This is a genomic window from Cupriavidus sp. GW822-FHT06G04, assembly GCF_058799075.1.
Genome location: NZ_JBXALD010000005.1, coordinates 248,343 through 272,702 on the forward strand (window position 1 = coordinate 248,343; position 24,360 = coordinate 272,702).

General features: G+C 65.8%; 27 protein-coding genes. 19 read left to right on the forward strand and 8 right to left on the reverse strand.

The features are described from left to right. Nucleotides 1-241 precede the first annotated feature (241 nt). From AC1RKI_RS13945 to AC1RKI_RS13965, 5 genes are all read left to right on the forward strand, one after another. Nucleotides 242-1,645: a sigma-54-dependent transcriptional regulator gene (locus AC1RKI_RS13945; protein WP_061956988.1), complete on the forward strand. Its 1,404-nt coding sequence runs from the start codon at nucleotides 242-244 to the stop codon at nucleotides 1,643-1,645. Nucleotides 1,646-1,787: 142 nt separating this feature from the next. Next, a complete protein-coding gene (locus tag AC1RKI_RS13950) occupies nucleotides 1,788-2,624 on the forward strand; it encodes a sensor histidine kinase (RefSeq protein WP_492795776.1) in 837 nt (278 codons plus the stop codon). Between the two features lie 317 nt (nucleotides 2,625-2,941). Continuing rightward, entirely contained in the window at nucleotides 2,942-3,244 is a 303-nt protein-coding gene (locus AC1RKI_RS13955; protein ID WP_223506203.1) for a hypothetical protein, read from the forward strand. Between the two features lie 135 nt (nucleotides 3,245-3,379). Beyond that, on the forward strand, nucleotides 3,380-3,967 hold the full coding sequence (locus tag AC1RKI_RS13960; protein WP_061956987.1) for a hypothetical protein: 588 nt from the start codon (nucleotides 3,380-3,382) through the stop codon (nucleotides 3,965-3,967). 38 nt (nucleotides 3,968-4,005) lie between these two features. Further along, the gene (locus AC1RKI_RS13965; RefSeq protein WP_061956986.1) at nucleotides 4,006-4,473 is read left to right on the forward strand and encodes a PRC-barrel domain-containing protein; all 468 of its coding nucleotides are present in this window, start codon (nucleotides 4,006-4,008) and stop codon (nucleotides 4,471-4,473) included. Between the two features lie 102 nt (nucleotides 4,474-4,575). Here the strand turns inward: AC1RKI_RS13965 and AC1RKI_RS13970 are convergent, their stop codons facing one another. Then, complete coding sequence (locus AC1RKI_RS13970) at nucleotides 4,576-4,932, reverse strand: BON domain-containing protein (protein ID WP_227460828.1); 357 nt, start codon at nucleotides 4,930-4,932, stop codon at nucleotides 4,576-4,578. A gap of 231 nt (nucleotides 4,933-5,163) precedes the next feature. Here AC1RKI_RS13970 and AC1RKI_RS13975 point away from each other — a divergent pair, with 231 nt between their 5' ends. From AC1RKI_RS13975 to AC1RKI_RS13995, 5 genes are all read left to right on the forward strand, one after another. Next, complete coding sequence (locus AC1RKI_RS13975) at nucleotides 5,164-5,688, forward strand: low affinity iron permease family protein (RefSeq protein WP_061956984.1); 525 nt, start codon at nucleotides 5,164-5,166, stop codon at nucleotides 5,686-5,688. 96 nt (nucleotides 5,689-5,784) lie between these two features. Beyond that, on the forward strand, nucleotides 5,785-6,975 hold the full coding sequence (locus tag AC1RKI_RS13980; protein WP_150981391.1) for a DUF3182 family protein: 1,191 nt from the start codon (nucleotides 5,785-5,787) through the stop codon (nucleotides 6,973-6,975). After that, nucleotides 6,962-7,867 carry an alpha/beta hydrolase family protein gene (locus AC1RKI_RS13985; protein ID WP_061956982.1) on the forward strand — a complete coding sequence of 302 codons (906 nt, stop codon included), beginning with the start codon at nucleotides 6,962-6,964 and terminating at the stop codon, nucleotides 7,865-7,867. Before AC1RKI_RS13980 ends, AC1RKI_RS13985 begins: the two co-directional genes overlap by 14 nt. A gap of 125 nt (nucleotides 7,868-7,992) precedes the next feature. Then, nucleotides 7,993-9,078, forward strand: a complete 1,086-nt coding sequence (locus tag AC1RKI_RS13990; protein ID WP_341248554.1) for a DNA topoisomerase IB — start codon at nucleotides 7,993-7,995, stop codon at nucleotides 9,076-9,078. Nucleotides 9,079-9,464: 386 nt separating this feature from the next. Continuing rightward, nucleotides 9,465-9,857 carry a hypothetical protein gene (locus AC1RKI_RS13995; protein ID WP_492795779.1) on the forward strand — a complete coding sequence of 131 codons (393 nt, stop codon included), beginning with the start codon at nucleotides 9,465-9,467 and terminating at the stop codon, nucleotides 9,855-9,857. A gap of 20 nt (nucleotides 9,858-9,877) precedes the next feature. Here the strand turns inward: AC1RKI_RS13995 and AC1RKI_RS14000 are convergent, their stop codons facing one another. After that, nucleotides 9,878-10,534 carry a ParB/Srx family N-terminal domain-containing protein gene (locus AC1RKI_RS14000; RefSeq protein WP_227460833.1) on the reverse strand — a complete coding sequence of 219 codons (657 nt, stop codon included), beginning with the start codon at nucleotides 10,532-10,534 and terminating at the stop codon, nucleotides 9,878-9,880. Nucleotides 10,535-10,765: 231 nt separating this feature from the next. On the opposite strand from AC1RKI_RS14000, the gene AC1RKI_RS14005 reads away from it, so the two are divergent. The 3 genes from AC1RKI_RS14005 to AC1RKI_RS14015 are packed head-to-tail and all read left to right on the forward strand — an operon-like array spanning nucleotide 10,766 to nucleotide 12,814. After that, entirely contained in the window at nucleotides 10,766-11,623 is an 858-nt protein-coding gene (locus AC1RKI_RS14005) for an SDR family oxidoreductase (RefSeq protein WP_492795781.1), read from the forward strand. Nucleotides 11,624-11,668: 45 nt separating this feature from the next. After that, nucleotides 11,669-12,157, forward strand: a complete 489-nt coding sequence (locus tag AC1RKI_RS14010) for a hypothetical protein (protein WP_061956979.1) — start codon at nucleotides 11,669-11,671, stop codon at nucleotides 12,155-12,157. 48 nt (nucleotides 12,158-12,205) lie between these two features. Beyond that, on the forward strand, nucleotides 12,206-12,814 hold the full coding sequence (locus AC1RKI_RS14015) for a ParB-like protein (protein WP_492795783.1): 609 nt from the start codon (nucleotides 12,206-12,208) through the stop codon (nucleotides 12,812-12,814). 129 nt (nucleotides 12,815-12,943) lie between these two features. Here the strand turns inward: AC1RKI_RS14015 and AC1RKI_RS14020 are convergent, their stop codons facing one another. The 4 genes from AC1RKI_RS14020 to AC1RKI_RS14035 form a co-directional block, all read right to left on the reverse strand. Then, entirely contained in the window at nucleotides 12,944-13,132 is a 189-nt protein-coding gene (locus AC1RKI_RS14020; protein WP_061957022.1) for a DUF3008 family protein, read from the reverse strand. 113 nt (nucleotides 13,133-13,245) lie between these two features. Beyond that, entirely contained in the window at nucleotides 13,246-13,404 is a 159-nt protein-coding gene (locus AC1RKI_RS14025) for a DUF3309 family protein (protein WP_084003989.1), read from the reverse strand. A 243-nt stretch (nucleotides 13,405-13,647) separates the two neighbouring features. Next, complete coding sequence (locus AC1RKI_RS14030; protein ID WP_492795785.1) at nucleotides 13,648-14,805, reverse strand: iron-containing alcohol dehydrogenase; 1,158 nt, start codon at nucleotides 14,803-14,805, stop codon at nucleotides 13,648-13,650. Nucleotides 14,806-14,893: 88 nt separating this feature from the next. After that, the gene (locus tag AC1RKI_RS14035; protein ID WP_492795787.1) at nucleotides 14,894-16,342 is read right to left on the reverse strand and encodes an NAD-dependent succinate-semialdehyde dehydrogenase; all 1,449 of its coding nucleotides are present in this window, start codon (nucleotides 16,340-16,342) and stop codon (nucleotides 14,894-14,896) included. Between the two features lie 197 nt (nucleotides 16,343-16,539). Here AC1RKI_RS14035 and AC1RKI_RS14040 point away from each other — a divergent pair, with 197 nt between their 5' ends. The 4 genes from AC1RKI_RS14040 (at nucleotide 16,540) to ubiT (ending at nucleotide 20,018) form a co-directional block, all read left to right on the forward strand. Further along, nucleotides 16,540-17,343: an IclR family transcriptional regulator gene (locus AC1RKI_RS14040; RefSeq protein WP_492795789.1), complete on the forward strand. Its 804-nt coding sequence runs from the start codon at nucleotides 16,540-16,542 to the stop codon at nucleotides 17,341-17,343. Between the two features lie 143 nt (nucleotides 17,344-17,486). Continuing rightward, nucleotides 17,487-18,515 (forward strand): ubiquinone anaerobic biosynthesis protein UbiU, encoded by a 1,029-nt coding sequence (gene ubiU, locus AC1RKI_RS14045; RefSeq protein ID WP_167585458.1) that lies wholly within the window; start codon nucleotides 17,487-17,489, stop codon nucleotides 18,513-18,515. Between the two features lie 133 nt (nucleotides 18,516-18,648). Continuing rightward, nucleotides 18,649-19,569, forward strand: a complete 921-nt coding sequence (locus AC1RKI_RS14050) for a U32 family peptidase (RefSeq protein ID WP_251164558.1) — start codon at nucleotides 18,649-18,651, stop codon at nucleotides 19,567-19,569. Further along, nucleotides 19,566-20,018, forward strand: coding sequence for a ubiquinone anaerobic biosynthesis accessory factor UbiT (gene ubiT / locus AC1RKI_RS14055; protein WP_061956972.1), 453 nt, complete (start codon nucleotides 19,566-19,568; stop codon nucleotides 20,016-20,018). The genes AC1RKI_RS14050 and ubiT overlap by 4 nt, the downstream gene beginning before the upstream one ends. Before the next feature lie 144 nt (nucleotides 20,019-20,162). Here ubiT and ahbB read toward each other — a convergent pair whose 3' ends face one another. Both ahbB and AC1RKI_RS14065 read right to left on the reverse strand, forming a co-directional pair. Further along, nucleotides 20,163-21,152 (reverse strand): siroheme decarboxylase subunit beta, encoded by a 990-nt coding sequence (gene ahbB, locus AC1RKI_RS14060; protein ID WP_061956971.1) that lies wholly within the window; start codon nucleotides 21,150-21,152, stop codon nucleotides 20,163-20,165. Between the two features lie 133 nt (nucleotides 21,153-21,285). Continuing rightward, complete coding sequence (locus tag AC1RKI_RS14065; protein ID WP_420868821.1) at nucleotides 21,286-22,554, reverse strand: MFS transporter; 1,269 nt, start codon at nucleotides 22,552-22,554, stop codon at nucleotides 21,286-21,288. 111 nt (nucleotides 22,555-22,665) lie between these two features. On the opposite strand from AC1RKI_RS14065, the gene AC1RKI_RS14070 reads away from it, so the two are divergent. Together AC1RKI_RS14070 and AC1RKI_RS14075 are read left to right on the forward strand one after the other, a co-directional pair. Then, nucleotides 22,666-23,583, forward strand: a complete 918-nt coding sequence (locus tag AC1RKI_RS14070) for a LysR family transcriptional regulator (RefSeq protein ID WP_492795792.1) — start codon at nucleotides 22,666-22,668, stop codon at nucleotides 23,581-23,583. Between the two features lie 246 nt (nucleotides 23,584-23,829). Beyond that, nucleotides 23,830-24,327: a hypothetical protein gene (locus AC1RKI_RS14075; RefSeq protein WP_492795794.1), complete on the forward strand. Its 498-nt coding sequence runs from the start codon at nucleotides 23,830-23,832 to the stop codon at nucleotides 24,325-24,327. The last annotated feature ends 33 nt before the right edge of the window (nucleotides 24,328-24,360 follow it).

Sequence of the window (24,360 nt, forward strand, 5' to 3'; positions counted from 1 at the left end):
GTGAAGATGCCTATCATGCTATCCGCTCGAGCGCCAAGTGGCTACCGCCCGAGGGCGCGTCGCGGCATGATCCCACAGGCGTGTAAGACAGACACTGGCATATCGGCCAGTGTGCAATCATTACACTTCAGCCTAAACCGGCGCGCGAGGCGGCAGTCTCCAACCGTGCGCCTAACTATCATTCCACCGCTTCGGCCATGACATCCCGACGCTGGTCAGACGACGTCCCCTACTTGCGCCTATGCCCCACATCCTGATCGTCGACGACGATGAAAACGCCTGCGCGGCGCTGGAGGAAATCGTTGCGATCGAAGGTTTTTCCTCCGCCTCTGCCGGCAATCTGCGCGAAGCGCGGCTGCAACTGGGATGGCGCATGCCCGACGCCATCCTGGCGGACTTGCGTCTGCCGGACGGCAGCGGCATGGAGTTGTTTGACGAGGTGGGATCGGCCGGCGTCGAGGTCATCCTGACCACGGGTTATGCCAGCGTCGAATCCGCGGTGGAAGCGCTGCGGCTGGGCGCCACCGACTATCTGGTCAAGCCGATCAACGTCACGCGCCTGCAGACCGTGCTCAAGCGCATCGCCACCACGAGCGAGCTGCGCGCGGAGATCCATTCGCTGCGCGGCGAGCTGCGGCGCTACGGCCGCTTTGGCCGGCTGCTGGGCAGCTCCGAGGCCATGCAGGCGGTCTATGACCAGCTCAGCAAGGTTGGGCCGACCGAAGCCACCGTGCTGCTGATCGGCGAGAGCGGGACCGGCAAGGAACTGGCCGCGCAGACCGTGCACGAGTTGTCGGCGCGCCGGCGTCAGCCGTTCCTGGCGGTCAACTGCGGCGCGATCTCGCCCACGCTGATCGAAACCGAAATGTTCGGTCACGAGCGCGGCAGCTTTACCGGCGCCGACCGCCAGCACAAGGGCTATTTCGAACGCGCCGACGGCGGTACGCTGTTTCTCGACGAAATCACCGAGATGCCGCTTGAATTGCAGGTCAAGCTGCTGCGCGTGCTGGAAAACGGCACGTTCATGCGCGTGGGCACCAACCGCGAGCAGCATGCCGACGTGCGCGTGCTGGCGGCCACCAACCGCAATCCGGAGGAAGCGGTGGCCGAAGGCAAGCTGCGCGCCGACCTCTATCACCGGCTCAATGTGTTCCCGATCGAACTACCGCCGCTGCGCGCGCGCGGCGACGACGTGGTGCAGATCGCCAACACCATGCTCGAACAATTGAACGCGGAACAAGGCACGCAGCGACGCTTCTCGTCCACCGTGCTGGAAAGCCTGCGCATGCACGCCTGGCCCGGCAACGTGCGCGAGCTGCGCAACTTCGTGCAGCGCGCCTACATCATGGCCGACCAGGATGTGATCACCGAGGTACAGATCCCACTGCAGGTGGCCGCCGCGCCCACCAGCGGCACGGCGATGGTGTCGGTGCCGGTGGGCATGTCGCTGGCCGAGGCTGACCGCCAGCTGATCTTCGCCACGCTGGAGCAATGCGCCGGCGTGAAGAAGCATGCGGCGGAAATTCTGGGTATCAGTTTGAAAACTTTGTACAACCGGCTGGAGGATTATGCGGCCAAGGGCGAACTGCCCGAATGGCTGCGCACGTCGCGCAACGGTGACGCCAGCCCTCCGGCGGCCTCATAAGCGCGCGTGAGCCGCGGTCCCGCGAGGCGATTCGCCACGGCATGGGCCGATCGCGCAGCAACGCGCCCGCCGGGGCGCACGATTCTTGCGTGCAAGGTGCCATTGCAATTTCCCAAGTGCAGATCAATGGTTGAGCAGCGACATGGCTGACGCCCCCAGAAACCCTTCCAGTGATGCACGCGATGCATCGAGCGCGCTACCGCAGTCCCACGATGTCTGTGATCCCTGCGATGCGCCGTTGCCCGTGCACAGCATCAACGAGGTAACGGCCCTGATGGAGCAGGCTTCTCATGACCTGCGCTCGTCGCTGAATGCGATCCAGAGCTGGAGCTACGTACTCGATCGCTCGATCGATGCGATGGCCGGCCCCGCGCAGCGCGCGCTGGCAGGTATGCGCTCGGGCATGCAGCAGCAGCTGGCACTGATCGAGGAAATGGAAGAGGGCGTGCGCCTGCTGGCGGATGAACGCACCCCGGCGTGGGAAGAAGCCGATCTGCGCGTGGTGGCCGAACAGGCGATTGCCGATAAGCGGCCCGCAGCCGAGGCGCGAGGCGTGATGTTGACCGATCTGGATTGCCGTAGCCCGCAAGGGCGCGATTTTCTGGTGCAGGGCGATTCGCTGCGCATGGCGCCACTGCTCCGGCATCTGCTGGTGCACTGCATCTGGCGCGCTGCCGCGGGCGGATCGGTCAGCGTGCACCTTACCGCAGAAGACGACTACGTCAAGTTCCGGATTACCGAGAGCCCGCCAGTCGAAAAAACGCGCGGCGCCAGCCGCCTGGCGGCGCTGAGCGATTTCTTCGCGCGCCGCATCCCGCCCGATGGCAGTCATTCGCCGCGCCAGAGCACCGCGCTGCTACTGACGCGCCGCATGGTCGAACTGCAGGGCGCGCAACTGACCGCGGAAAACGAAGCGTGCGACACCGATAGCGTGACGATCTGCATCGCCGTCCGTTTCCCGCGCAAGCATTCCGCCTGAGCCCAGTCTTCGCTTCCACCTCATGTGCTGCGGCAGTTTTTACCGCCGTGCGCACAAAGTGCAGCGCCTTGTGCGCTGCAACGTCTCTCATGCGCCGCGTCGCGCGCCTTTCCTGTCGTGCCGCTATCGTCGTAGTACCGCCTCGATAACGCCGCCATAACGCGGCTGGCCGTCGCCGCGGGGCGGATCTGGCCCGCGTCGCGTTGTGCACGCCTCGACGCGCGCGTGCGCTGGCCCGGCACTTGCATCGTATGCAGACGGAGCCCCGCCAACAGGGGATCCCAACTCGATATGCGATATGCAACTGGAGAGACGCCATGGCACGAGAATCGAAGGGATCGCACAAGCCGTCCGCCAAGCCTTCGACGCAGGCATCGGACAAATCCACGCACGGCAAATCCGATAAGCCGGCCCGCACATATCAGGCCGCTGTCGACGAATCGTTGGACATGACGTTCCCCGCCAGCGATCCGATTTCGCCGGGTGCTGCAGTGCACGCGGAAAAGCAGACCCAGACCAAGCGCGACGACGTCGACTGGAAACTCAAGAAGGGCAGCGAACACCAGCCGACCGGCGAAAAGGCCGCGGCGCACCGCAAGGGCGCCACCGACAAGCGCTGAATCGCGCGAAGGCGCAGCGCGCCGCGAGATGTCGCGCCAGTTGGCGCCGGCGAGCCGAGCGATTGAAATTCCGAAGCGCCGGCTTGTGCGCCTGGACACCATTGCATTGCAACATGCCTTGAACGGAGCCTCAGGATGTCTACGATCATCGCAGGACGATTCGATACGTTTGCCCGGGCCGAGACCACCGCAACGCGTTTGATGGCCAAGGGCGTCAAGCAGGACGATCTGAACATGTTCTATGTGAATCCGGCCGGCCAGCACGCGGCATATCCGATCGGCGGCGACCACGCGGCCGACCCGGCTGCGCGAAAATCCGGCAAGGGCGCGGGCCGTGGAGCGTTGATCGGCGCGGTAATTGGCGCGGGTATCGGCATCTGCCTCGCGGCGGCGGTGCGCGCCTGGTATGGCGCGAACCTGCAGCCGTGGGTGCTGGTACTGGTGGTGGCCTTTGCGACCGGGCTCGGCGCGTATGGCGGGTCGCTGGTTGGCGCGCTGTCGCTGACCAGCCAGCGTAGCGGCCGCATGCGTCACGCGGGCGTTTTGCTGGCCGCGCATGTCAGTCCCGATAACACCACGCTGGTCGCCAACGAACTGCGACAGAACGGCGCGCAGGACGTGGAGCGCGCTGAGGGCCAATGGCGCAACGGACGCTGGGAAGATTTCGATCCCCTGGCCGCGCCGGTGCCTGTGGGCCGCACCAGCGCGAGCGAGCGCGCGTGATCGATTCCCTTTTTATTTTTCACCCAGAGGAGCTGCTCATGAAGCCCGTTGAACCACAAGTACCCCCGCCGCCCGGCGGCCCGGTGCGCGGCGCCGCGATCATCGGCGATGTCGATCAAACAGGAGCCGGCTGCGGCCCGTTTGTGATGGCCTCCGATACGCTCGAGGGAAACAAGGTCGTCGATCCGTCGGGCGAGGAAATCGGCACGATCGACCACATCATGCTTGACGTGCTTGGCGGTCGCATCGCGTATGCGGTGCTGGCGATGGGCGGCTTTCTGGGTATCGGCGAGCGCCTGCATGCGTTGCCCTGGTCCGCGCTGACGCTCGACACGCGCCGCAAATGCTTCGTGCTCGGCGTCGAAAAAGAGCGGATCAAGGCCGCTCCCGGTTTCGACAAGGAGCACTGGCCCACCATGGCGAATTCGCAATGGGCCACCAGCATTCACGAGTACTACGGTATCTCGCCTTACTGGGAAAAGGATCGCTACGATCCCTGGGCTTGAACGCCAGTATTGTCACCACCCGGCTCGCGCGGATGCGAGCCGGGCAAGAATCCGCCGCCTCGCGTTACTGTGCATGCGAGGCGGCTTTCGTTTCTGGATCCGCTATACCTTGTGGTTGACCTGGCCCGGCGGCTTGTTGGAAGGGTCGGCGCGCATGCCGGTGGCTTCCGGCGGCTGTCCCATCGGTTCCTGGGGCGGCGGTACGCGCGTGGTCAACTGGTTAGATACGCCCAGGATGCCGGGCGGGGTGGACGCGGCCTTTTCGATGCGCTGCGCGATGTCGATATCTTCCACGCGGCCGGTGATCGTTACGCGCCGATCCACCACGTGCACGGCCACGCCGTCCGGCATGTCGCCGCCGCACGCTTCGGCGATGCACGTGCCGACGCGCTCGCGCAGTTGTTCGTCTTCGTCGTCGTTGTGAAGCCGCTCGGGCGTTGCGTTTGCAGTCTGCGTCATGGTGGTTCCTTTCCTGTCGGACAAGAGATGGACGCGGCCAGCTTCTTGCCGCGCACGCACACCGGTGAGACGCAATCGTCATGCCCACGCGGAGCGCCCAGGTTCACGTCGAGGTTTGTAGAAACGACGTGTCACGGTGCCGGATGACATCCTTGTAGGACGCCACCGACTGAAACTGCATGAGGGCGCTCCCTACAATGTAGTCAGTCCTGCTTCGCATGGGAGCGATTCATGCCACAGCCAACCAATCGCCGCATTCTGCATTTATTCGATCGCTTTGCCGGCTCCGCCACGCGGCAGGCGGGCTCGCCGGTGGCGTTCGTGCTGGCCGTGCTCGTGGTGGTGATATGGGCCGTCACCGGGCCGATGTTCAAGTTCTCGGAGACATGGCAACTGGTGATCAACACGGGCACCACCATCATTACCTTCCTGATGGTGTTCCTGATTCAGCAGAGCCAGAACAAGGACGCCCTTGCCGTGCACCTGAAGCTCAACGAGTTGCTGGCGTCGCATCGCGAGGCCAGCAACCATCTGGTCTCGATCGAGGACCTCGACGAGGAAGAACTGCGCCAGCTCGTGGCGTTCTACCGGCAGCTCGCGAAGCTTGCCGACGAGGAGGGCGGCGTGAAATGCAGCCACTCGATCGACGAGGCCAACCTGAATCATCGCGACAAGCGGCAGGCGCAGCTATCGCGCCACGGACGGCACCATCCAGCGGTCCAGCAGGAAACGGGAGAGGCGTCCGCCGCGGCCTGAGCGCATCGGCGCAATCGGGCCGATGCCTGCGCGCGGTCCTTCCGTACACCGTACAACCCATGGCGTAGAAAGCGGCCTGGCCGCACAGGAGCCCACATGGCGACCCACGCGACTCCCCAATCGGCCTCGGCCGCGGCGATCGACATCGACGCTGCGCCCGATCCCGTCAGCCGCGACGTTCGGGTGGTGGCCTACGGCCGCGCCGATTGTGACGATCCGCGCAGCCACCAGGGCGCCACGCTCGCCGGCATCGCGCAGCGCGTGGCGCGGCTGGCCGGCTTCACCTATGCGGGTAGTTATGACGCCGCAACGCACCGCACCGCCGACGGGAAGCTTTACTTCGTGCCCGAGCAAACGCTGATCGGTCTCGATCACGCGCGGCAGCTTGGCATCACAAGCCTGCAGAATCTGTTTGGCGGCGTAGTGCCGCACGCCTTCATCGGCACCAAGGCGATCTCGCATGGGCTCGTGTCTCCCGACGCGCAGGCGCCGGAAGGGTGGAGCGAGGCGTTTGCCGCGCATGTGCGCGACCACGTCCTGCCCGGATTCACGGCGTTCTCGCTCGACGATGCGCGTCGCGCCGGGCAACGCATGCTGAGCGATGGCGCGGTGCGGGTCAAGGAGCCGTGCGGGATCGGCGGGCTGGGACAGCAGGTGGTGCGCAACGCCGCCGAGCTTGACGCGGCGCTGGCCGGCCTGGACGCCGATCGCGTGGTCCGGGAAGGGCTCGTGCTCGAACGCAATCTTGACGACGTGGTGACGTACAGCGTGGGCCAGGTGGAAATTGGCGATCTGCGCGCAAGCTACTGCGGCACGCAAACGCTGACGCCCAACAATGCGGGGCAGGAAGTCTATGGCGGCTCCACGCTGCGCATGGTGCGCGGCGGGCTGGAGGATCTGTTGGCTCACCCGGTGGAAGCGCATTTGCGCGATGCGGTGCGCGCGGCCATCGCCTATCACGCGGCGGCTGTGGCGTGCTTTCCCGGCGTGTTGGTATCGCGCTGCAACTACGACGTGGCGCTGGGCCGGCACGGCGCGCAGGCCTGCCTCGGTGTGCTGGAGCAGTCGTGGCGCGTGGGCGGCGCGACCGGCGCGGAACTGGCGGCGCTGGCCGCCTTTCAGGCCGATCCGCAATGCGTGCGCGCCACCGCCAGCACGCGAGAAATCTACGGAGCCGACGTCACCGTGCCGGCGGGCGCGGACGTCTATTTTCAGGGAGAAGACCGCAGTGTCGGTGCACTGACCAAGTACGCAATTCTGGAGTCCGTTTCCAATGGCCACACATGAAGAATCGATAAAGATCCATACCGATGGCGGCGTCATCGCCGGGACAGTGATCTCGCCCGCCACCAAGTTACCCGGCGTGCTGTTCGTGCACGGCTGGGGCGGCAGTCAGCAGCAATATCTGGCACGCGCCCGTGAAGTGGCGGGGTTGGGCGCGGTGTGCATGACGTTCGACCTGACTGGCCATGCCGGCACGGCCGCGCAATACGAGACCGTCAGCCGCATGCGCAATCTCGCCGATGTGCTGGCCGCCTACGACATGCTGGTGCGGCACCCCGAGGTCGACCGCAACGCCATCGCGGTGGTGGGCAGCAGCTACGGCGGATATCTGGCAGCGGTGTTGTGCGAACTGCGCTCAGTACGATGGCTGGCGTTTCGCGCACCCGCGCTCTACATGGACAGCGGGTGGGAATCGCCCAAGCGCCAGTTGCATCGCGACCAGGATCTGGTGGCGTATCGGCGCAAGGTGGTGGCGGCCGAGAGCAATCGGGCGCTGCGCGCCTGTACCAACTTCAAGGGCGACGTACTTGTAGTGGAATCCCAGCACGACAACATCGTGCCGCACACGGCGGTGCTCAGTTACGTCGATGCGTGCATCCAGGCCAGTTCTATCACCTACCGCGTGCTCAAGGGCGCCGACCACGGCCTGTCGTCCGAAGACAGCCAGCGCGCCTATACCAAGCTGTTGCTGCGCTGGCTGCGCGAAATGGTGACCGAGGCGCGTACCGGCCCCGCGGTGCCAAGCCGGCCGTCGAAGCCGTCCAGCGCCACATCGGCGCCCCATCACGACGATGGCCTGTCCACTGTGCCCGACGAGCCGGCACAGGCGGTGACGGCGGGCGACGACGACAACGATCCGCAGGTCATCGCCGCCCAGCCGCGGCGCAGCGCCTGACGGGCGAGGGAACTCCCCGCTTGCAAGACTTGCACGATTGGTGCGCGGCTGGCGTGTAAAAACTGCCATGTCCCACAGCGATCACATGTTCGGCGGATGGCATGGCTTGTGCAGAGCGTTGCCATATGAGCTCCGCCAATCCTGCAACTCTGCAACCTGACGATGACACGGCCGCCACAGCGGCGGCGCTGAAACGCGTGGGTTTGCGCCACGTCGACGACAGCGAGCCCGGCATTAAGCGGCGCCGCAGCGGGTCCGGTTTTGCCTATGTGGGCCCGGACGGCAAGCGTGTCGACGAGGCCACGCTCGCCCGCATCAATGCGTTGGCCATCCCGCCGGCCTACGAGTCGGTCTGGGTGTGTTGCGATCCGTCCGGTCATTTGCAGGCGACAGGGCGCGATGCGCGCGGCCGCAAGCAGTACATCTATCACCCGGACTGGGCCGTACTGCGCGATGCCAACAAGTACACGCGCCTGATGGCGTTCGGCAGGGCCTTGCCAAGGTTGCGCGGACGCGTGACGCGCGATCTGGCGCGCAACGGTATGCCGCGTGAAAAGGTGCTTGCCGCAGTGGTGGCGTTGCTCGACGCCACGCTGGTAAGGGTGGGTACGCCGCGCTACGCCGAGCAGAATCGTACCTACGGTCTTACCACGCTCCATCGCAAGCACGTTGTGGTGCGGGGCAGTCGGCTGCGCTTCCAGTTCACCGGAAAGAGCGGCGTCACGCACGATGTGTCCGTCAACGATGCGCGGCTGGCGCGCGTGGTGCGCAACTGCGCGGAACTGCCCGGACAGCGGCTGTTCAAGTACAAGGATGGCGAGGGCGACGTCCGCGAGATCGGATCGGTCGACGTCAACGCCTATCTGCACGAAGTGATGGGCGGCGATTTCACGGCCAAGGATTTCCGCACGTGGGCAGGCAGCGTGCACGCGCTGGCGCTGTTGCGCAAGACGGCGGCCGACAGCGAAACCGCACGCAAGAAGGCCGTGGTGGAAGTCATCCGCGAAGTTGCACGGCGGCTGCGCAACACGATGGCGGTCTGCCGCAAATGCTACGTGCATCCCGATGTGCTGACGGCGTTCATGGCCGATACTTTGCAAGCCTTACCGGCACCGCGTTCCGCAATTCGCCTGCGCGCCGACGAAGCGAGATTGCTGGCCTTGCTGGAAAGTACCCAGGCGCCCGCGACCGCCGCGCGCAAGGCGGCTTGATCGCGTTTAAAGCGGGGCGAAAGCATGGGAATGCGGTGCGACCATGCACGGGCTTCTCATCGCTTTCTCATCGCTTGTTCACCGCATTTGCCCGGCACGCCTATTGCATCGATACGTGCATCACAACAACATCCAGCACGTAGCAAGCGAGGCCCAAGGTGGAACAAGTCATTACGCGGAGCACGCAGGCCGATGGCAGCGGCGCGGCAACCGCCCGAACAGCGCAAACAGCCAAGACAATACAAACAGCACGACAAGAGCGATCGGAAGAATCAGCCGCGCACGCATCGCTTTGCGCTACGCATGCGCCGACGATTCTGCCCGATGTCGTCCTCCCTCATCCCCATCCCAATGCGCGGCATATCCGCGCGGCGCGGCTTGCGACGGTGGCCCGCGCCAAGGGCAGCGGCGCGCGTGCCCTGCGTGGCGCCGATATGCGGCAGGCGCGCGTGCTGATGCAGGCGTTGTGCGAGATGCGTCTGGAATTGCGCAGCCCCGATCAGGCATGGCTCGCAGCGACGCTGGATACGCGCCACACCACGACCATGGCGCTGTGGCGCAATCGCGATCGAGCCGTTTTCCTGCAGCCCGAGATCGAGCGCGGCATCGAGGAAAGACTGCACGCGGGCTTTCGTCATGCGCGCAGTGGCAGCACGCACGAAGCCGCCAACGAATTCAAGCGCGCGTATTTTCTGCTGTGCTGCGCGCTGACGCACGCACGCGATATGGCGCGCCGCAACGCCGCCGCATCGGACGCCGCCGCGCGTTCTGAAGGCTGAGGCCGCCGAAAAACGCCGGGCTAGCGGCGTGCCGGCTTGCAGGGACCGATATATCCCGGCAGTTCGCGCGCGGCCGGGCTCATCGCTAGCCTGACCCCACGCGCGAGCGCAGTCGCGAAGCTGTGATGGCTGTCGAGTGGACCGTCGATGTGCTTGCGGAAAAAGTCGGCCCAGCGGAAATCCGGATAGGCGGCCTTGACCTTGCGATAGCCGCCGGCCAGTTGCACAAACGCTTCGAGACTGCGGTACGGGTCGTCGCGCATACCGTGGATATCGCCAGGAAGCTCCTTCAACGGCCGACGCTTGCCGTGTTCGTCATAGGGATGAACCATGTGCGTGTCGACCATGTGCTTCCAGAATTTGCGTGGAGAAAGATGGCTCAGGTCTGCCCGCACGATCGCAGGCACCATCACGATCCCCATCTCGTGCCACGCACGCACCCAGTGGTGGTGATCGACCACATACAACGTCTGTTCGGGACCGAGCACTACATGAATCCGGTGCTTGTCCAGAAAGCCCGGCAATTCCGCATGCGACAGGCGCCGCGTGACGTGGATTTTCTGCGCGACGTGATAGCCGCCCACCGTGATCTGGGTGGGGCGCAGATGATCGACTGGAACCATCAGTCGGGCGCCTTCCCTGAGCAGGCGTACTGGTTCCTTCCGCTTGGTGGTCATCGGCCGTCGTGTGCGGGTTGGCGATGTGCTGCAGGCAGCAAGGTTCGTGCCGTGCCGCCGATGCGCGGGCGGGCCATGCGCGCATGTGGCGCCGGGAAAGCTTGCCATCGTTTGTAACCCTTACCCGTGCGGTGGCACGCCGCGGCGCTGCGCGGCGCGCACAGCCGTGCGGCATGGAAATTGCGCCATGCGCTGGCAGATCGGTTATCCGTTATTCAATGGGAGCGCTCGATGTCCACGCCACAGAAAGTACCGCCCCAGCACCAGGCGCGCGAGCCGGGGCTGGAAAGCGAGATGACGCCACGGCCGGACAGCGGCGCCGACGACTATATCGGCAGCGGCCGGCTAAAAGGCAAGGTGGCCCTGATCACCGGCGGCGACAGCGGCATCGGCCGCGCGATTGCCGTCGCCTTCGCGCGCGAGGGCGCAGACGTAGCCTTTGCATATCTCGACGAACATGAGGATGCCCAGGAGACCGAGCGACTGATCACTGAGTCGGGACAGCGCGCGCTGGCGATGGCGGGCGATATTGCCGATGTCGCCCACGCCGACAAGATCGTGGCTGACACCATTGCCCAGTTTGGCCGCCTCGACATCCTGGTCAACAATGCCGCCGAGCAGCACCCGCGCGAGTCGCTCGAAGAGGTCTCGCCGGGGCAAGTCGAGGCCACGTTCCGGACCAACGTGTTCGCAATGTTTCATGTGACTCGTGCCGCGTTGCCGCAATTGCAGAAGGGTGCGGCGATCCTCAATACGACGTCGGTGACGGCCTACCGCGGTAGCGCTCATCTGCTCGACTATTCGGCCAGCAAGGGCGCCATCGTCGCCTTTACGCGGTCGCTGGCGCTGCAGGTGGTCAAGCGCGGCATTCGCGTCAACGGCGTGGCGCCGGGTCCTATCTGGACGCCTTTGATCCCGTCGACATTCAGCGCGGAGGAAGTGGCCGAGTTTGGGACCAAGACGCCGATGGGACGCCCCGGTCAACCGTTCGAAGTGGCCGCGGGCTACGTGTTTCTGGCATCCGACGCGGCGAGCTACATCACCGGTCAGGTCCTTCACATCAACGGTGGCGAAGTGGTCAATGCCTAGGTCCGCATTGCAGATTGGATTCCGCCATCAACATGGAGAGCGAGCATGTCATCGATTGTCGCAGGACGTTTCAACTCGATTCCCGAAGCCGAACAGATCGCGCAGAAGCTCTATGCACGCGGCTTTTCGGTGTGGGATGTATCGATCATGTCGGTCAATCCCGGCGGTGCGCGCCCGCCCGGCGTTTTGCTCGCGGCACGGGCCAAGGGCGAGCGCCGCGACGAAGCGCTGGACGTCCTGCGCGAGGGCGGCGCATGCGACATCGAGCGCGCCAGCGGCAAGTGGGACGGGGGCCAGTGGGTCGACTTTGATCCGCACCAGCCGCCGACCTTGGTGGACGACGTCGCGGGCGAGTGCTGGCCCGCGCCGTCTGCCGCCGCGACGCAGTCATCGCACCGCGGCGCGGACGATGCCCGGCGCGACCACGCCGGCCCGGTCGCCGCGGAGGCGGTTGCGGAACAGAGCACAGGCAACGAGGATCCCGGCAGCGAGCTCGAGCATTACGTCGATCGCCAAGTGGCCAGCCATAACTGATCGTGATGCGGCATCGTGCCGTGATGCGGCGCCGCATGGAGGATGTCGATGGAATTGCATGCCATGGCCGATCTCGATACCCTGCGTCCCACGCAATTGACGCTGGGGCTGTATCAGGTGCGGCAAAAGATGGATGTCTCCGCCAGACCGCGCGAGCCCGAGGCGCTCAAGCGGTTCCTGAACGAGCACCGCATCAAGACCATCGTCGGCCCCGGCGGGGCGCTGTTTATCGCCGACCATCATCACTGGACCCGCGCGTGGCTGGAGCTGGGATGGCGGCGCGCGCCGGTGGTCATACTCGACGATTTGAGCGGCCTGCCGCCTGGCAAGTTCTGGAAGCGCATGCGTAAGCTGGGACACGTGCATCCCTATGACGAGCACGGCAAGCTGCTCGATACGGCCGCGTTGCCGTCCACAGTGATGGGCATGCGTGACGATCCATACCGCAGCCTGGCGGCGTTCACGCGCATGGCGGGGGCGTACCGCAAACCGGGCAATGCCTATGGCGACTTTCGCTGGGCGGGGTTTTTTCGGCGTCATGTCGAGGAGGACATGAAGAGCATCGCGGGATTTGCCCGCGCGATGACGGTGGCGATTCCGCTGGCGCGCAGTAGCAAGGCGCGCCGACTGCCGGGTTTCATTGGGCGTTGCGAATAGACGGGTGAGCGTTGGACACCGATAGTCGACGGCGATAGGCGCTGGGCGCGCGCCAATACGCATGCCAATAAAAACCAAGCCCCTCGTCCGCATGACGCAGACGAGGGGCTTAGGAGCGATAAGGCGCGCTTAGCTCTTGGACTTGTGCATCGGCTTGCCCTTTTGCTTGGTGGAAGCCATTTTTTCAAGCTCGCTCTTACTCATCGATTTGGCCATCGACTTCGATGCGCCCTTGAGAGAACCGGCGGTGCGCTCGCCACGTTTGGCTGAAAGCGCGGCTCCGGCCGCCATTTGCTGTGCCTTCGATTTGGCTGGCATGTCGATCTCCTTCGATGCGAGGTTCAGAAGAATCGTCGCGGCGTCGCGATTCGCGCCGCAACGGGCAAATGCGGTTTGCAACGGCTGTCACCTCTGGCCGCCTTTATCCGCGCCTATATCCGGCCCAACACCACCAGAATCACAACGATGACGACGATCAGCCCGAGACCGCCGCTGGGTCCGTAGCCCCAACCGGAGCTGTACGGCCACGTCGGTAGTGCGCCGATCAGCAGCAGGATAAGAATGATCAAGAGGATGGTTCCAATGGCCATGTCGTGCTCCTTTGTTGTGGTGCGGGCGGCGCGGCGGCATTTGGTGCCCCGCGCTGCGCTGTCCCGGTGATTACAGGTTAGAACAGCGCCGACCATCCCCAAGGCAGGCAGGGGCTGAATTCACTGTAGGAATATGACGACACTTCGGCGCCGCGAGTGGGCGCGTTTGTCGGCGCACCGGCGCGCAACGGGGTGCGCGCGGCTGGCGGCGTGGGGGGCGTGTGCGATGCGGCCGCGCCGGGCTCAGTATGCGGCGCTGTAGATGGCGTGAGCGTCGGCTTCCAGCACTTCGCGCGGGTTATTCACGAGCAGCCGCGTCTGCAGCATCGCATCGCTGGCCATGCGCGCGATATCGGTCTGCTTGACACCGACTTCGCGCAGCGTGCGCGGAATGCCAGTGGCCGCGATCAGTCCCTCGATATGCGCGATCAGTGCCCCAGTCTTGGTTTCCGCGCTGCCAGTGGTGCCGGGCAGCACCACATCGGCCAGTTCGGCGTAAAGCTGACATGCGGCAGGCGCATTGAACTTCATCACATGCGGCAGCACCAGCGCGTTGGACAGGCCGTGCGCAACGTGGAAGATGCCGCCGATCGGATACGCCAGCGCGTGCACGGCGGCCACCGGCGCATTGGCGAACGCCTGGCCTGCGAACATCGCGCCCAGCAGCATTGCTTCGCGCGCGCCGCGGTCTTCGCCGTTGTCGCAGGCGCGCATCAGGTTCTGCGACAGCAACTGCAGCGCGCGCACCGCCAGCATGTCGGAGATCGGGTTCTTCAGATGCGCAGTCGTGTAGGCCTCGATGGCGTGCACCATGGCGTCGATGCCGGTGGCGGCGGTGGCCGCGCGCGGCAGACCGAGCGTCAGCTCGGCATCGAGAATCGCCAGGTCGGCGATCAACTGGGGCGCAACCACGCCCATCTTGGTGGTCTCGCCCGTGGTGACGATGGACACTGCGGTGACTTCGGAACCGGTGCCGGCGGTGGTCGGCATCTGCACCAGCGGCAGGCGCGTGCCCGTGACCTTCTTCACGCCGTACATTTCGCCGATGGTCTGCGTGGCCGGCAGCAGCACGGCGATCAACTTGGCGACATCCATCGACGATCCGCCGCCGAGCCCGAGCACCACTTCCGCGTTGGCCTGGCGCGCGCGTTCGGTGGCTTCCAGGACCACGTGCTCGGGCGGGTCGGCAATCACATCGTCGATCACCGTGACCTGCCAGCCGTGCCGGGCAAGGTCTTCCAAGGCTGGCGCCAGCAGTCCGCTTTTGGCGAGAAATCCATCGGTCACGACGCACAGCCGATGGGCCTGCGCAAACGCCTCGCGCAGCAACGCGCCAAGGCGCCGCGCGGCGCCAAATTCGACGACGACCGTGGGCACAGTCTGAAAGCGGAAAGGGTTCATGGTGTCTCCGGGAGGATGTCCGATGGCTAGTTTCTTATCGTGCCGCCCCGCGGCGCTTTGCACGCGCGGAGCGGCGAGCGGTGACGCTTTACATCTGCAGGCAAAGATACTTGATCTCGAGATATTCCTCGATGCCGTGGCGCGATCCCTCGCGGCCTACGCCCGATTGCTTGATGCCGCCAAACGGCGCCACCTCATTCGAGATCAGCCCGGTGTTCAGGCCGACCATGCCGTATTCCAGCGCCTCGGCCGTGCGCCAGGCGCGCGCGATATCGCGTGTGTACAGATACGCGGCCAGGCCGTATTCGGTGGCGTTGGCGGCGGCCACGGCGTCCGCATCCTGCTTGAAGCGGAACAGCGGTGCCACCGGCCCGAAGATTTCCTCGCGCGCCATGCGCATATCGGCCGTCGCGTCTGCGATTACGGTCGGCGTATAGAAGGTGCCGCCCAGCTTGTGCGCACCGCCGCCAGTCAGCACGCGCGCGCCCTTGGCGGTGGCGTCCTCGACCAGCGATTTCACTTTCTCGATGGCCGCGTCTTCAATCAGCGGGCCGATCAACACGCCGTCTTCGAGCCCATTGCCGACGCGCAGCTGGCCCGTGCGTTCGGCGAATTTCGCGGCGAATGCGTCGTAAATGCCGTCCTGGATATAGAAGCGGTTGGCGCAGACGCAGGTCTGGCCGCCGTTTCGGTACTTGGCGGCGATCGCGCCTTCCACGGCAGCGTCCAGGTCGGCGTCGTCGAACACAATGAAGGGCGCATTGCCGCCCAGTTCCAGCGACAGACGCTTGACCGTCGGCGCGGACTGGGCCATCAGGATGCGGCCCACTTCGGTCGATCCGGTAAACGACAGCTTGCGCACGATCGGACTGCCGGTCAGCACGGCGCCAATGGTCTTGGCGTCGCCGCTGACCACTTGCAGCACGCCAGCGGGCACGCCCGCGCGGTGCGCCAGTTCGGCCAGCGCGAAGGCCGACAGCGGCGTCAGCTCGGCCGGCTTGATCACGATGGCGCAGCCCGCGGCCAGCGCCGGCGCGGCCTTGCGCGTGATCATCGCGGCCGGGAAATTCCACGGCGTGATGGCGGCGCACACGCCCACTGGCTGGCGCAGCGTGACCAGGCGCTTGTCGGCCGCGGGCGTGGCCAGCACTTCGCCATCCACGCGCTTGGCTTCTTCGGCAAACCATTCGATAAAGCTGGCCGCGTAGGCAATCTCGCCCTTGGCCTCGGCCAATGGCTTGCCCTGTTCGCGCGTCATCAGGTAGGCCAGGTCGTCGGTGTTGGCCAGCATCAGGTCGAACCAGCGGCGCAAGATGATCGCGCGTTCCTTGCCAGTGCGGGCCGCCCAGCCCTTCTGAGCCGCTTCGGCCGCGACCACGGCGCGTTCGGTTTCTGCCGCACCCAGGTCGGCAACGCGGGCGATCACCTCGCCCGTGGCGGGATCGGTCACGTCGAACGTGGCGCCCGAATCGGCGCCCACCCATTGGCCATCGACATAGGCCAGCTGCTTGAATAGCGAAGGATCCTTGAGTTTCATGGCGTGTGATTCCTGGAAGTTGGCCAACGCGCGACCCGATAAGGTCCCGCTTGCGTAAGTTCAATAGATTGAACTATATTCGGTACGTTGAACGATGGGCCGATGATACGCCCATCCTCGGCAGACCGGCAATAGGCATCGCCGTTCCTTCAAAATCATCGGTCTCCCGCCCGTCGGCAGCCACAACCCTCACGCCCATGCCCAAATCCAGCTACGACATATCCGACGATACCCCGGCCGCCCGGCCCACCTCGCCAGCCGTGGTGCGCGCGGTGCAGGTACTGGACGCTATCGCGGCGGCCGGCGAGCCGCTCACGCTGGCGGACCTGACGCGCCTGACCGGCGCGCCCAAGAGCTCGCTGCACGGGATGTGCGACACGCTGGCCCAATTGCAATTGATCAAGCGCATGCCCAACGGCGGCATGGCGCTCGGTCCGCATGTGATGAGCTGGGCCAGCGCGTTCCTCTCGCGCACGCAGATCAGCGCGGAATTTCAGGCCTTGTGGGACGAGACCGATGCGTTTCACGACGCAACCGTCACGTTGTCGATGATGGACGGCGCCGAAGTGGTCTATCTGGCCTGCCAGAACGGCGATCGTCCGCTTGGCGTGACGTTCCGCATCGGCATGCGGCTGCCCGCGCCATACACGGCCACCGGCAAAGCCATGCTGAGCACGCTGCCCACGGCGGACGTCCATCGCCTGTTCGCCGACGGCATGCCCGCGCCGCTCACGCGCGCCAGCGTGGCAACCTTGAGGGCGCTGGCGGACGAACTGGAACAGGTGCGTGCGGCGGGATACTCGATCGACAACGGCCAGATGCGCGAAGGCATGACGTGCTTTGGCGCGCCGGTGTTCGAAGCGATGCGCGCGCGCGCGGCCGGGGCCATCGCCGTCAGTTTCCTCAGCAGCGAGATCGACGCCGTCACCGGCGAGCGCATCGGCCGCGAGGTGCGCGCGCTGGCCGACCGGCTGTCGGCGCGGCTGGGTGCGCCGCAGTAGCCGGCGCGACGGCATCGGCGTGGCCGATTTGCACTACGTCCGAACATAAGGAAACGGCTACTTCGTTTTGTTATTGCGCGGCGTCAATGGCTTGAATTCGGTGAATCGCTAGCATCCGGAAGTTAATTTTCCAGATCCTGACGATGACTCAAGCTTCGGCGGACACCATCCGCCGCCCTCAACTGGTGGCGCCGGCCGGATCGCTCGCGGCGCTGCGCATGGCGCTGCAGCACGGCGCCGACGCAATCTACCTGGGCCTGCGCGATGCCACCAACGCGCGCAATTTCGGCGGCCTGAACTTCAGCGAGGAGGACATCCGCACCGGCGTGGCCGAGGCGCACGCGCGCGGCGCGGAGGTGCTGTTCGCGATCAACACGTTCGCCCAGATGGGGCAGGTCGAGCGCTGGCACCACGCCGTCGACGCGGCCGCCGCGCTGGGCGCGGACGCCGTGATCATGGCCGACGTCGGCCTGATCGCCTACGCGGCGGCGCGACACCCGTCGCTGCGCATTCATCTTTCGGTGCAGGGCAGCGCCACGCATGCCGACGCCATCGAACTGATGCGCGAACGATTCGGCATCCGGCGCGTCGTGCTGCCGCGCGTGCTGTCGGTGCCGCAGATCGCGCGCCTGGCCAGGCAGACCAGCGTCGAACTGGAGGTGTTCGGTTTCGGCAGCCTGTGCGTGATGGCCGAAGGGCGATGCTTGCTGTCGTCGTACGCCACCGGCGATTCGCCCAACAACAAGGGCGTCTGCTCGCCCGCGCACGCGGTGCGATGGGACGAGCGCGACGGCACGATGCAGGCGCGCCTGTCCGGCATCCTGATCGACAGCTACGCGCCCGGCGAACCGGCCGGCTATCCCACGCTGTGCAAGGGCCGCTTCACCGTGGAGGGCGAACACGGCTACGTGCTGGAAGAGCCCACAAGTCTCAACGCGGTGTCGCTGCTGCCGGCGCTGATCGATATCGGCGTCGCCGCGATCAAGATCGAAGGACGCCAGCGCAGTCCGCGCTATGTGGCCGACGTGGTGGGCGTGCTGCGCGCCGCCATCGACGATGCCTGCCGCGACCCGCGCCGCTTCGTGCCGCGCCAGGACTGGCAGGCCACGCTGGGCCGCCATGCCGAAGGCGATCAGGTCACGCAGGGCGCCTATGACCGCCCGTGGCGCTGATGCTTCGCACGCCGGCGGCGCCGGGGCGCACGCGGGCTGTGCGCCAGCCATCCCCGCCGAACCCGCTTTCAGGTCGTCCTTGCGATCGTCCTCCTGCGCGGTCTCCCAATTGCCCGTTCCATCGTCCCTTGCCATGACCTTCCCCCCGCATTCCGAGCCGTTCCGTATCGCACTGGGTCCGCTGCTCTACTACTGGCCGCGTGCCGCGGTGCTGCAGTTCTACGCGTCGGTGGCCGAAGCGCCCGTCGACCGCGTGTATCTTGGCGAGGCCGTCTGCACGCGCCGCCATGAAATGCGCTTCGACGACTGGATCGACGTGGCGCAGATGCTGAACCATGCCGGCAAGCAGGTAGTGCTGTCGACGCCGGTGCTGGTGGAATCGGAAAGCGATATCGCTGTGATGCGCCGGGTCTGCGCGCAGGACGATTTCATGGTCGAGGCCAACGATCTAGGCGCGGTGCGCTGCATGGCGCATCGGCCGTTCCTGTGCGGTCCGCATCTGAATGTCTATCACGCCGACACGCTGGCATGGTTTGCTCAGATGGGCGCGCGCGGGTGCACGGTGCCGGTCGAAATGGACGGCGCAACCATGATGACGTTGGCGGTTGCCCGCCCGGCCGGCATCGCGCTGGAAGCGATGGTGTGGGGCCGCATGCCGCTGGCGTTTTCGGCGCGCTGCTTTACGGCGCGGCATCACCGGCTGCGCAAGGATGCCTGCCAGTACCGCTGCCTCGACTATCCGGACGGGCTGGTGGCCAGCACCGGCGAGGGTCAGGCGTTCTTCACGCTGAACGGCATCCAGACCCAGTCCGCGACGTGCCTGGACCTGTGCGCCGAAGTGTCGCGCATGGCGGCGGCGGGTGTCGACTTCATGCGCGTCAGCCCGCACGCGAGCGGCACGCTGGAAGCGATTGCGCATCTCGATGCGATCCGGCGCGGATTGCGCGAAGCCGGGCCAAGTCCGGCGCTGCCCGCCGACGCCGCGCCCAGCAACGGCTACTGGAGTGGGGCACCCGGCATCCGCTGGACCGCACCGGCAGGGGAGCACGCATGACGGTGCTGACATCGTTGATGAAGCGCGTGCATCGGCAGATGCCCGCGCCTTTGCGCGCCGCGCCACTGGTGCTCGCAATGGAAGCGCTACGGCGGGCCGGCTGGCTTGAAGCGCCCGCGGCTCTGGACGGCAAGACGTTCTCGCTGACGGTGGAGGATGTGGCGCTTGAAATCCGCTTTCACTGCGCCAACGGACGTTTTCTTCCCGGCCCGTTCGATGGGCGCGAAACGGATCTGACGCTGCGGGCTGGCGCGCTCAGCTATCTGCGGCTGATCGGCGGCCACGCCGATACCGATACGCTGTTTTTCCAGCGCAAGCTGTCGATTCGCGGCGATACGGCATTGGGGCTCGAGGTCAAATACTGGCTCGACGCCGCGCCACGGCCCGACTGGCTTGGCAGCGTGGCGCAGCGTCTGGCGCTGCTGTTTCCCGAGCCGCGCGCCACGTGAGCCTCCACGGCGTCGCGCCGCGCCTGCCACAGCGTTTGTGGCGATGCGGTGCGATGCAGCGTCGGTGTGAAGCTTGCGTTGGGGTGATGGCGCAGGGTTTGAGCGCCCCGCCCATGATGGCAGCGGCCGCGTCAGAACTCGGGCTCAGAACTCGGGCATCACGCCGCCGTAGCGCGTGCCGCGCTGCTTGAAGCACTGGCTGGCTCTTAGCACCGCGCACGGTACGTCCGACAGGCCTTCGACGGCGTCGAACTGCATCAACGTACTGTGGAATGCCTCGGCGCCCCGTGCATGCACCATCGCGTAGAGGTTGTATTGCCAGTCGGGCAGCCGGCGCGGCCGGCGATAACACATCGTGACGTCCTGCACATGCGCCAGCCGCTGGCCGATCATGTCGACGCGCGCATCGGGCACGTTCCACACGCACATGGCATTGTGCGTGTAGCCAAAAGGACGGTAACGGAGAATCGCGCCAAAGCGCCGGATCACGCCGGAGGTGCGCCAGTTGTCCAGGCGCTCGAGCACATCGTCCAGCCGCAGGCCGCTGCGTCGCGCCAGCACGTGGTAGGGCGACGGCGTCAACGCGAGGCCGCTTTCCAGCGCGGCTGCCAGGCGCCAGTCCGCTTCGTCCAGATTCGGGCGCGGCGGCGGCCGCAAGGCTTGCGCCGAGCGCGCCGGCGCGCGGCGCGGGCCGCCCAGCAGCGGACCGGTATCGACGCGATATTCGCGTTCGAGCGGAAGATCCAGCGGTTTCTGGCCGACGTCCGCGGCGATCCGCGCCAGAACGTCGTCCAGCCCGCGACGATCGCGCGCACCGGCCGCAAACCAGAGGTTGTATCGATGCCCGGCGCGCGCGTGGTGCTGCGCGACATTCACGTCGCCGTTGATGCGGTCGACCACGCGCTCCAGGTCGATCTGCGGCACAGACAGCGCGGCAACCGTGCTGGCGCCGATCGTATTCGGGGCAAATACGGCGCCGATGCGGCTGATGCGGCCATTGCCCAGGTCGCGCGCCAGCAGGCTCAGGACGGTGTGTTCGGAAAGGCCGACGGCTTCGGCGGCAAGCTGGTAGGGACGCGCATGCAGCGGGAAATCGTGTTGCATGCGATGGTAGAGCTGGGCTTCATTGAACATGGCGAGCGGTTGGGACAATGCGTTGAGGGCATGGTGTCGAATCGCAGGCGCCGTATGTGGCAATGAACCGGAACTCGCCCGCATCATGCGGGCACATCATCATGAACTTCGGCAATCGTCTCGTTGACGGCGGTCAAACTGGATCGAGATGATATGTAGCATTCGCCTTGGTACTGTTGCGCTCCGTACGAACTGCGTAGAGTGCAACGGCCAGTGCCGCCAGCCCGGCCAGCGACGCCACCCAGGGCAGCGCCGTAAGGCCCAGACCATGGTCGACCACCAGTCCGCCCAGCCACGCGCCCAGCCCATTGCCCAGATTGAACGCGGCGATATTGAAGCTCGACGCCAGGTTCTCGCCCGGGCCGCGGGCATGGCGCAGCACGCGCAACTGCAAAGGCGACACCGTCGAGAATGCGGCGATGCCGAGCACGCCGACGAAGACCACCACCGCCACGGCGTTGTGCACAGACAGCGTCATCGTGGCCAGCGTCAGCGTCAGCATCGCCAGCGCGCCGAGCAGCGCCCCGGTGGGCCGGCGATCCGCCATGCGTCCGCCCAGCACATTGCCGATGATCATGCCGCCGCCGAACAGCAGCAGAATCGGCGACACCGCGGCTTCGCTGAAGCCGCTCACGCGCGTCAGCAGCGGCTGCACATAGGTGATCACCGCAAATATCCCCATCGACTGCAGCACCGTCATCAGCAATCCCAGCAGTACCTGAGGGCGACCGATGGTCTTCAATTCGTCGGCAAGGCGCACCGGGGCCTCGTGCGTGCGGCTGTTCTTGACCATTACCGCAATCACGACGAACGACAACAGGCCGATGGCCGTCATGGCCCAGAACGTGGCGCGCCAGCCGAAGTGCAAGCCAAGCCAGGCGCCGGCCGGCATGCCCAGCAGCGTGGCCAGCGTGAGTCCCGAAAACATGATCGAGATCGCCGACGCGCGACGGTTGGCGGGCACCAGTCCGGTGGCCACTACGGCGCCGACGCCGAAGAAGGTGCCATGCGTGAGCGATGTCACGACGCGCGCCACCATCAGCGTGGTGTAGTCCGGCGCGAGCGCGCAGGCCGCATTGCCGATGGTGTAGAGGATCATCAATCCCATCAGCACATTCTTGCGCGGCATGCGGCGCGTCAGCAGGGTCAGCACCGGTGCGCCGGCAAACACGCCGAGCGCGTAGCCCGACACCAGCATCCCAGCTGCGGCGATCGTGACGCCAAGATCGGCCGACACCTGCAACAGCAGGCCCATGATGACGAATTCGGCACATCCAATGCCAAACGAGCCGGCGGTCAGCGCGTACAGCGCCAGCGGCAGCCGGCCCGGAGGCGTCGCCTGCGGCGCGGCCGATGACGGGATCGACCCAGAGGGTTGAGGGGAAGACGAGGGCGAAATCATGTTGGGTCTCCAGCAAGGCCGGCGGCAGAGAGAAGGGAGCAGTGTGGGCATTTCCAATTTTCTCGGAAACGGGCAATATCAATAATAAGTTTCAAATCTTCGTTGAGAATCATGGATCGTATTGGTGACATCGGATTGTTCCTGCGGGTGCTCGACCTTGGCTCGATCAGTGCCGCGGCGCGCAGTCTTGATCTGTCGGTGGCGGTGGCAAGCCAGCGCCTGCAGCGTCTGGAGCGCGACCTTGGCGTTCGCGTGTTGCATCGCACCACGCGCCGGCTGCATGCCACGCCGGAGGGCGCCATCCTGGCCGAGCAGGGACGGGTACTGGTGGAGGATCTGGAGGCGCTGTCGAGCTCGTTGCGCCAGGCGGGCGCCGGCGTCACCGGCACGCTCAGGCTGACCACCTCGGCGTCGTTCGGTCGCCAATATGTGTCGCCGCTGCTGCCGGACTTCCTGCGCGCGCATCCCGGAGTCAACCTCAGCATCGACCTGACCGACCACGTGCTCGATCTGGTCAGCAGCGGCTACGACCTGGCCATCCGCATCGGTGCGCTGGAAGATTCGACGCTGGTGGCGCGCAAGCTGGCGGACAACCAGCGTCTGCTGTGCGCATCGCCGGCGTACCTGCGCGAACACGGATATCCGGAGTCGCCAGCGGATCTGGTGCGGCACCAGTGCCTGGTATTGGTGGGGGCGCAGGGCCGCGCCGACGTCTGGCGCTTCGAGGATGGCAGCGGTGGGGAGATTGCGGTGCGCGTGCGCGGCCGGATCGAGGCCAACACCGGCGAACTGCTGTCGGACGCGGCGCTGGCGGGTTTTGGTATCGCGCTGCATTCCATCTGGCATGTCCGCGAAGACTTGCGGACCGGGCGGCTGGTGCAGGTGCTTCCGAATTTTCCGATGGCGGCCAACGGCATTTACGCGGTGATGCCGCAACGGCGACTGGTGCCGCCGCGAGTGCGCGCATTCGTCGATTTTCTGGCCGATCGCTGGCGCGATAACCCTCCCGGCGCACCCTGGCCACCCTGATCTGCTTAATTCTTGAGCAGCCCGGTGCGGTAACGCACGGATGCGGCCGGCGCCGCCTGTTAAGTCAGGATATCCACAGAACCTGTGGATATCCTGAAAGTTCCCCCGGAAACTACCGGCTTGCACGTCGCGGCTGTGCCGTGCCGCCAACCTCGCCTAATTGTCAGCTTCTTGCCCGCTATGTTCACGATCCGGTTATCCACAGCTTCATTTGCCGTCCTCGCCGCGGCGCTGCAGGCAGGTTGCGTGTCCTATTACCGGGTGCCGTCGGATGCGCCGTACGCCAGCGTGCGGTTGACTAGCGACACGGACGACCGCACCACCTTCAACGTGCTGGATCCGGATGCCTGCCCGAAACCCTATCCGCGGGTGCTGGCGGGCATGGGCAAGCAACTGGCGGCGATGGGTCGGGAAACGGGGCTCGATATGGCGGGCAGGTCTGTGGAGCCGCCTGCGCGCACGCGCGAGCGCAAGGTGCTGCCGGGCAAGCGGATTTATATCGCGGCGATCTCTTATGCGGCGCCGCCGGCTGAGGACATGCGATGCGCGGCGGGAGTGTCTTTCATCCCGCAAGCGGGCGGGCAGTACGAGATCCGGTACACGCGGGACGAGACCGCGGCGCATTGCGCGGCCCGCGTATTGCAACTGCAGCCCCAGGCCGACGGGGGCGCAGTGCTGGTCCAGGAATCGACGCAGCAAGGGTTCCGTGCATTGCGCGCGGAATACCTGTGCGAGTCGCGCTAGGCGCGCGCCGGGCGTCAGGACCGTGACGCCAAC